Origin of the sequence: Flavobacterium agri, assembly GCF_013401995.1 — a bacterium.
GTDB lineage: Bacteria > Bacteroidota > Bacteroidia > Flavobacteriales > Flavobacteriaceae > Flavobacterium > Flavobacterium agri.
Genome location: NZ_JACBJI010000009.1, coordinates 125,530 through 131,940, shown reverse-complemented (window position 1 = coordinate 131,940; position 6,411 = coordinate 125,530). Strand labels below are relative to the sequence as shown.

Sequence of the window (6,411 nt, the reverse complement as noted above, 5' to 3'; positions counted from 1 at the left end):
AAGTAGCCACTTTTTCCGCTCCCGCAAGTTTTTGAGGCAAGTTTTTTTGAGGTTTTTTCTAAGTCGCTGGAAGCTCGACCTTTGCGCATGAAAGTTTTTTGGGCCGTCGTGCGGGCTTTCGGATTTATGGCTCATGGCCGGAAGAAAGCAGTCGGCACTTCCGAACTATTCTATGTACTTTTCGTCACGGACACGCCTTGAAATCAAAGGAAGAATTTGCGAACCATGACTTTCATAGGAGTATTTCTCGCCGGAAGTCAATTCGTACTCGATTTCGAAGATCCCAAGAGTATCGAGTACGACCAAAATCAATCGGCGGTCTTCATCCCTATATAAAGTATAATCTCCCTGTTTCTTTTCAAGTTCTATCATCAGTCGAATCTAATGGCGCGTACGGGAGAGATTTTCGTTATAAGATAAGAAGGCAGCAACAACACGAGCAAACAAAGCAGCATCGTACCGATGTTAAGCAACAGGATGTATCCGACACTGAAGTAAACCGGTGCTTCGGTCACATAATAATTCTCGGGATTCAACTGGACGATCCCAAACTGCTGCTGGATCAGCACCAAAGCGATCCCGATGATATTGCCCCAAAACAAACCTCTCATTATAATGTATGCCGCATTGTAAAGAAAAACCTTGCGCACGCTCCAATTGGTCGTACCTATAGATTTGAGGATGCCGATCATTTGCGTGCGTTCGAGAATCAGCACGAGCAATGCGACTACCATATTAATAGTGGCCACGATGATCATCACGACCAGAATCACGAGGATATTGAAATCGAAAAGCTTGAGCCAGTCGAAAATGTAGTAGTATTTTTCGATGATGGTGTGTGTATCCAGAGCTATCGACGGATCTTCTGCATTGAACGTATTCTCATAAACCTCTTTGCCCTTGGCTTCGATTTGCGAGAAATCAGAAACGAAGACTTCGAACGAACCTACTTCATTCGGTTTCCATTTATTGATGCGTTGCAAATGGCGGATATCACCTAATATATATGTAGCGTCGAATTCCTGAAGTCCCGAAGTGTAAATACCGACGATCCGGAACACACGCAAATTCGGTTTCTGGTTACCTTCGCCTTCTTTCATGAAAAAGGTGTTGAAGCGGTCGCCGAGTTTGAGCTTGAGGCGATCGGCGAGATATTGCGAAATGATGACTTCGTCGTTGAGATTGCCGGATAAATTCGGCAGCCTTCCCGAAACAAGGAACTCTTTGAGGTTGTTCCAGGCGTAATCTTTTCCGACACCTTTAAAGATGATGCCTTCGAAAGCATCGGCAGTACGGATGATTCCGGCCTTGCTCGCCACGGCCTGTATGTGCTCTATTCCGGAAACCGAAGTGAACTTGGGATAAAAATCCTGTTTGGTCGAAATCGGCTTGACGCTGACTTCGGATTGGTTGTCATCATAATTCGAAATGATGATATGCCCGTTGAAAGCCGAAACCTTTTCGCGAATCTTCTGTTGAAGCCCGATTCCCGTGGCCACAGATAGAATCATCATCACCATCCCGATCGCAATGGCCGTAATGGCGATTTTTATAATTGGGGCGGAAATAGTACTTTTACGGCCTTTAGAGGCAATCAGTCGTTTGGCGATGAAATATTCGAGATTCAAAGTCGTTCCTGTAGTGGTTGCAGTTTCCAAAAGTACACTTTCGGCAGGATTTTATTCGCCGTCCCTATAAAATATCACAAGAATTTATGACGCGGCAGCAGCCACTTTTTTTTACTATCCGATTTTTGAAGCTTATCCGCATTGGAGTCGTGGCTCTTTTGCTGTCGATGGTTTCGTGTAAAACGCCCCAGAAAAATATCGCCGAATTCTCCAAACCGGCCAAAACCACGATCAAAAGCAAGATCCGTCCGACGCGTTTTATGACGGGTGCCGACAATACGACGAGTTATTTCGATTTGATCCGAAACAAGAAAATCGGCATCGTCACAAACCAAACCGGGCTTATCGAATACGATTCGGTCTATTCGCTTCCGGACACTTTAGAATTGACGCACCGCGAAGCCACGGTCACCAAAACCATGCACGTGGTCGATTACCTCAAGCTCAAAGCCAAATTCGACCTCGAGAAAATCTACGCGCCTGAACATGGTTTCCGAGGCGAATCGCCCGATGGTGAAGACATCGTGGACGGAAAGGACGTCAAGACCGGCATTCCGATCATCTCGCTTTACGGAAACAATAAAAAACCTTCGGCCGAACAATTGCAAGGCATCGACATTTTGCTGTTCGACCTTCAGGACGTGGGTACGCGTTTTTATACCTATATATCGACATTGCATTATGTGATGGAAGCCTGCGCCGAAAACAAGATCGAGCTGATCATTTTGGACCGTCCGAACCCGAACGGTTACGTCATCGACGGACCGACGCTCAATCCGGAACACAAAAGTTTCGTGGGCATGCACCCGATTCCGGTACTTCACGGCATGACGATCGGCGAATATGCATTGATGATCAACGGACAGAAATGGCTTAAGGATTCTGTACAATGCGACGTGAAAATCGTGCCTTGCGAGAATTACAGACGTGGGATGCCGTATCATCTTCCGGTGAAGCCGTCGCCTAATTTGCCGAACGACCAGGCCATCAACCTGTATCCTAGCCTTTGCTTTTTCGAAGGCACGAACGTGAGCATCGGACGTGGCACCGACAAACAGTTCCAAATTTACGGCTCACCTTATTTGCCGACGTATCATTTCGAATTTGTGCCGAAACCGAACGAAGGCTCCAAAAATCCGCCTTTGAACGGGAAAGTGTGTTGCGGAGAAGACCTTTCGAAAGAACCGAGACTTGATCGCCTTGAACTCAAATGGCTCATCAATGCGTACCGCAACTTCGAGGACAAGTCGAAATTCTTTATCCCGTATTTCACGAACCTTGCCGGAAGCAAGACCTTACAGCAGCAAATCGAAGCCGGAATGACCGAGGACGAGATCCGCGCCACTTGGCAGCCCGGCATCGAAGCTTTTAAAAAAATAAGAAAACTTTATGAGATTTACTGAGAATGCTCAGAAATCCATTGCGTATTTTAGTGAAAGGATAATTTATCTTCAACACTAAATAACAATATTATGAAGGGCGCTGAATTGCTTTTAAGTTATATGGACGAGTTGCAGCGTATCATCGAAGTGATCAACTCGTATATCGACAAAGGTCTTGAACTGTTCCACAAAGCCAAGGAATGGGTAGAAAAAATAATCGAATACATCGGGCGCGGCATCGATTACCTGGTCAGTGCCGTCGGCGGACGCAAGCGACCGGATCATTTGGTCTCTGCGGACGATTATCTGTTCGTATAAGAATCAGCCTCCTGACCGGGAGGTTTTTTTATGACTGAAGCTTTACCTTGAAGGTGAGAACGTGCGAAGTTTTTAAGATTCCGACGGAGGAGGAATCTCTTTCGTTGGCTGAGATTCCTCCTCCGTCGGAATCTTAAAGTTACAACGGCAACCGCTTTTTCATTTCTTCCACAATCCTATAAGTCGCCGGACAAATCTCCACGTTCTTCAACGTAAGATTCGAAATCTGCTGGAATTTCTTGCGATCGGTATGCGGAAATTCGCGACACGCTTTCGGGCGCACATCATAAATCATACAATAGTTTTCCGAATCCAGAAAATGGCAAGGCACGCTTTGCAAAACGTAGTCGTTGTCTTCATCGATGCGCAGATACTGATCAATGAATTGCTGCGGCTTCATCCGGAAATGCTTTGAAATCCTTTCGATATCGGCCGAAGTGAACAGCGGACCCGTCGTTTTGCAGCAGTTCGCGCACGTCAGGCAATCGGTGCGCTCGAATTCCTTGTCGTGCAATTCCTGCATTACGTAGTCGAGATTTTTGGGCGGTTTTTTCCTGAGCTTATCGAAATACTTCTTGTTCTCGATATGCTTATCTTTGGCAAGCTGCGGCAATTGTTTTAGGAAATCTTGCATGCGGCAAAGGTACAGATTTGTCCAAGTTTAAAGTCAGGGGTTTTGCCAACTTTAAACTTTACTCCTTAAACAAAAAATATGAAAGACCTTTTCGGAAAAGCCATTCTCGATTACCAAACCCAAAATTCTCCCGAAGATCTGATTACCGAAACCGATATTTCGGAAGCCGATGAAATGTCGGTCGCGTGGTTGTTCCGCACGTACAAGCAGATGCCCAAAATCGAAAAGAAAGCGCTTGACCTCGCGAAAGGCAAAGTTTTGGACGTCGGATGCGGCGCCGGAAGCCACAGTCTTTATCTGCAAAACGACAGAAAACTCGAAGTCGTTTCGATCGATATTTCGGCAAACGCCATAAAAGCATGTGAATTGCGCGGACTCAAAGACGCTCGGGTTTTGGATGTTCTCGACCTTGAAACCCAAAAATTCGACACTATAATTCTTCTCATGAACGGAACTGGAATTTTCGGACGTCTTCAGGACACGTCGAAATACCTGCAAAAACTCAAATCGCTTTTGAATCCTAACGGACAGATATTGCTCGATTCTTCCGACATCATTTATATGTTCGACGAAGACGAAGATGGCGCGTATTCTGTTCCAGCCGATAAATATTACGGGGAATTGACGTTCGGATTGTCGTACAAAGGGCAAAGTGAAAATGCGTTCCCGTGGCTGTATCTCGATTACAACACGCTTCAAAATGCCGCCCATGCGAACGGATTGGACTGCGAATTACTGCTCGAAGGCGAACATTACGATTATTTGGCGAGATTGTTTTAGATTCCGACGAAGGAGGAATCTCATCCAAAGCCTACACAAAAATCAAATCTGTAGTAGAAATAACTTCCTTAAGCGCCAGATATAAAGCGTCGATATCGGCTTGGGAAACGTAAACGTGAGTAGAAATCCTGATGTAAATGTTGCCGTTCAAATTCATCACGGGAATTTCGATGCGGTATTTGCCGTAAAGCATATCCTTGAGTTCGGCCGGTTTTGAAGTATTGACCGGAATGCTGCACATCTGACCCAAAAATTCCTCCGAAATCGGACAGATCGGGTTTGTGCCGAGCAAATCACAAAATCGTTGGTAATTCTCCAAAATCAATTGCCTTGCTTCTTTCGCACGCGTTTTCCAATCGATTTCTTCCAAGAATCTGACACAGGCCGGAGCGGTCAAAAATGCCGAAATGTCGCGCGTTCCTTGCTGCTCCTGATAATCGAGGAATCTGCTTTCTCCGGGAGCGACGCTTTCGTAACCCCAACTTACGATCAATGGATCGAGCATGTCCTGGAAATCTTTTTTCACATAAAGGAAAGAACTGCCTTTTGGAGCTAGCATCCATTTGTGCAAAGTTCCGGTGTAGAAATCGGCTTTGATGTCCTGAAGATCCAAATCGATGTGACCCGGCACATGTGCACCGTCGACAATCGTGATCAAACCGAGTTCTTTGGCGCGTTCACAAATCTCCTTTGCGGGAAAAATCAATGCGGTCGCACTCGAAATCTGATTGAGGAAAATCACTTTCGTCTTTTCGGAATAGCCTTTCCAAAAATCGGCAATCATCTGTTTTTTGGAAACGATCGGCAAATTGACTTCGGCACGCACATATTTCGCACCGGTTTTTTTGCAGAAGAAGTTCCAGGTACGATCCATCGCGCCATATTCGTTATCGCTCGCAAGGATTTCATCGCCAGGCTGCAAATCGAGGCTGCGCATGATGGTATTGATCGCAAACGTCGGATTTGGCGTAAAAAAGAAATCCTCGGGCGCACAATTCACGAAGTTTGCGAGCGCCCGTTTGGATTCCTTTAGATATTTCGGACTGTTGTAGATGATGAACTGAACAGGTTCTGCCTCGAGCTCGCGTTGCCATTTCTGGTAATCGTCGAAAATCGGTTTCGGACAGGCGCCGAACGACCCGTGGTTCAGGTAAATGATGTTCGGGTCAAGCAGGAACTGTGTTTTCATATCCAAATCAGTTCATGTATTTCATCAAAATGGTTTGAAGACCTTGTCCCCATTCTTTGCCTGCAGCCATCGATTTTTCCATAATTGGAGCTGCATTGGCCGCCATTTTTTTCCCAACCGGCGAATCGTAAAACGCGAGCATCGCTTTCAGGTCTTCTTTGGTGTACGTCTGGATGTAGATGTCGACGATTTTGTCGTACAAAGCCGGCAACGTAGCATCGAATTCAATCGCGAAAGCTGCTTGCTTTTCTGCCGGAACCATGGCCATTACCTGTTTTTTGGCCGCATCGAATTGAGACGTCGCTCCGCTTACCTGGATCACTTTCAACACATCCTTGCGGAAAGCTGCATCGTTGGTTTGGGCCGAAGCGAATTGGACAGAAGCGATGAACGCGATCGTAAAAAGTACTTTTTTCATTATTGGGTAGTTAAGTTTATTTGGATTAATGGAAACGCAATTTCGATTCCAACGGTTTTCTG

General features: G+C 45.9%; 8 protein-coding genes. 3 read left to right on the top strand and 5 right to left on the bottom strand.

Going from position 1 to position 6,411, the window contains the following annotated elements; all coding sequences use genetic code 11:
- Window positions 1–165: 165 nt before the first annotated feature.
- Window positions 166–372 carry a hypothetical protein gene (locus HZF10_RS17085; RefSeq protein WP_176007453.1) on the bottom strand — a complete coding sequence of 69 codons (207 nt, stop codon included), beginning with the start codon at window positions 370–372 and terminating at the stop codon, window positions 166–168.
- A complete protein-coding gene (locus HZF10_RS17080) occupies window positions 372–1,628 on the bottom strand; it encodes an ABC transporter permease (RefSeq protein ID WP_176007457.1) in 1,257 nt (418 codons plus the stop codon). The genes HZF10_RS17085 and HZF10_RS17080 overlap by 1 nt, the downstream gene beginning before the upstream one ends.
- 167 nt (window positions 1,629–1,795) lie before the next feature.
- Between HZF10_RS17080 and HZF10_RS17075 the strand changes: the two genes are divergently transcribed.
- Together HZF10_RS17075 and HZF10_RS17070 are read left to right on the top strand one after the other, a co-directional pair.
- A complete protein-coding gene (locus tag HZF10_RS17075) occupies window positions 1,796–3,031 on the top strand; it encodes an exo-beta-N-acetylmuramidase NamZ family protein (protein ID WP_176007456.1) in 1,236 nt (411 codons plus the stop codon).
- Window positions 3,032–3,100: 69 nt separating this feature from the next.
- Window positions 3,101–3,328: a hypothetical protein gene (locus HZF10_RS17070; protein ID WP_176007452.1), complete on the top strand. Its 228-nt coding sequence runs from the start codon at window positions 3,101–3,103 to the stop codon at window positions 3,326–3,328.
- 139 nt (window positions 3,329–3,467) lie between these two features.
- On the opposite strand, the gene HZF10_RS17065 is transcribed toward HZF10_RS17070, so the two are convergent.
- Window positions 3,468–3,962 (bottom strand): YkgJ family cysteine cluster protein, encoded by a 495-nt coding sequence (locus tag HZF10_RS17065; RefSeq protein ID WP_176007451.1) that lies wholly within the window; start codon window positions 3,960–3,962, stop codon window positions 3,468–3,470.
- Between the two features lie 78 nt (window positions 3,963–4,040).
- On the opposite strand from HZF10_RS17065, the gene HZF10_RS17060 reads away from it, so the two are divergent.
- The gene (locus tag HZF10_RS17060; protein WP_176007450.1) at window positions 4,041–4,742 is read left to right on the top strand and encodes a class I SAM-dependent methyltransferase; all 702 of its coding nucleotides are present in this window, start codon (window positions 4,041–4,043) and stop codon (window positions 4,740–4,742) included.
- 31 nt (window positions 4,743–4,773) lie between these two features.
- Here HZF10_RS17060 and HZF10_RS17055 read toward each other — a convergent pair whose 3' ends face one another.
- Together HZF10_RS17055 and HZF10_RS17050 are read right to left on the bottom strand one after the other, a co-directional pair.
- Window positions 4,774–5,931 carry an aminotransferase class V-fold PLP-dependent enzyme gene (locus tag HZF10_RS17055; RefSeq protein WP_176007449.1) on the bottom strand — a complete coding sequence of 386 codons (1,158 nt, stop codon included), beginning with the start codon at window positions 5,929–5,931 and terminating at the stop codon, window positions 4,774–4,776.
- A 7-nt stretch (window positions 5,932–5,938) separates the two neighbouring features.
- Window positions 5,939–6,349, bottom strand: coding sequence for a DUF2059 domain-containing protein (locus HZF10_RS17050; RefSeq protein ID WP_176007448.1), 411 nt, complete (start codon window positions 6,347–6,349; stop codon window positions 5,939–5,941).
- Between the last annotated feature and the right edge of the window lie 62 nt (window positions 6,350–6,411).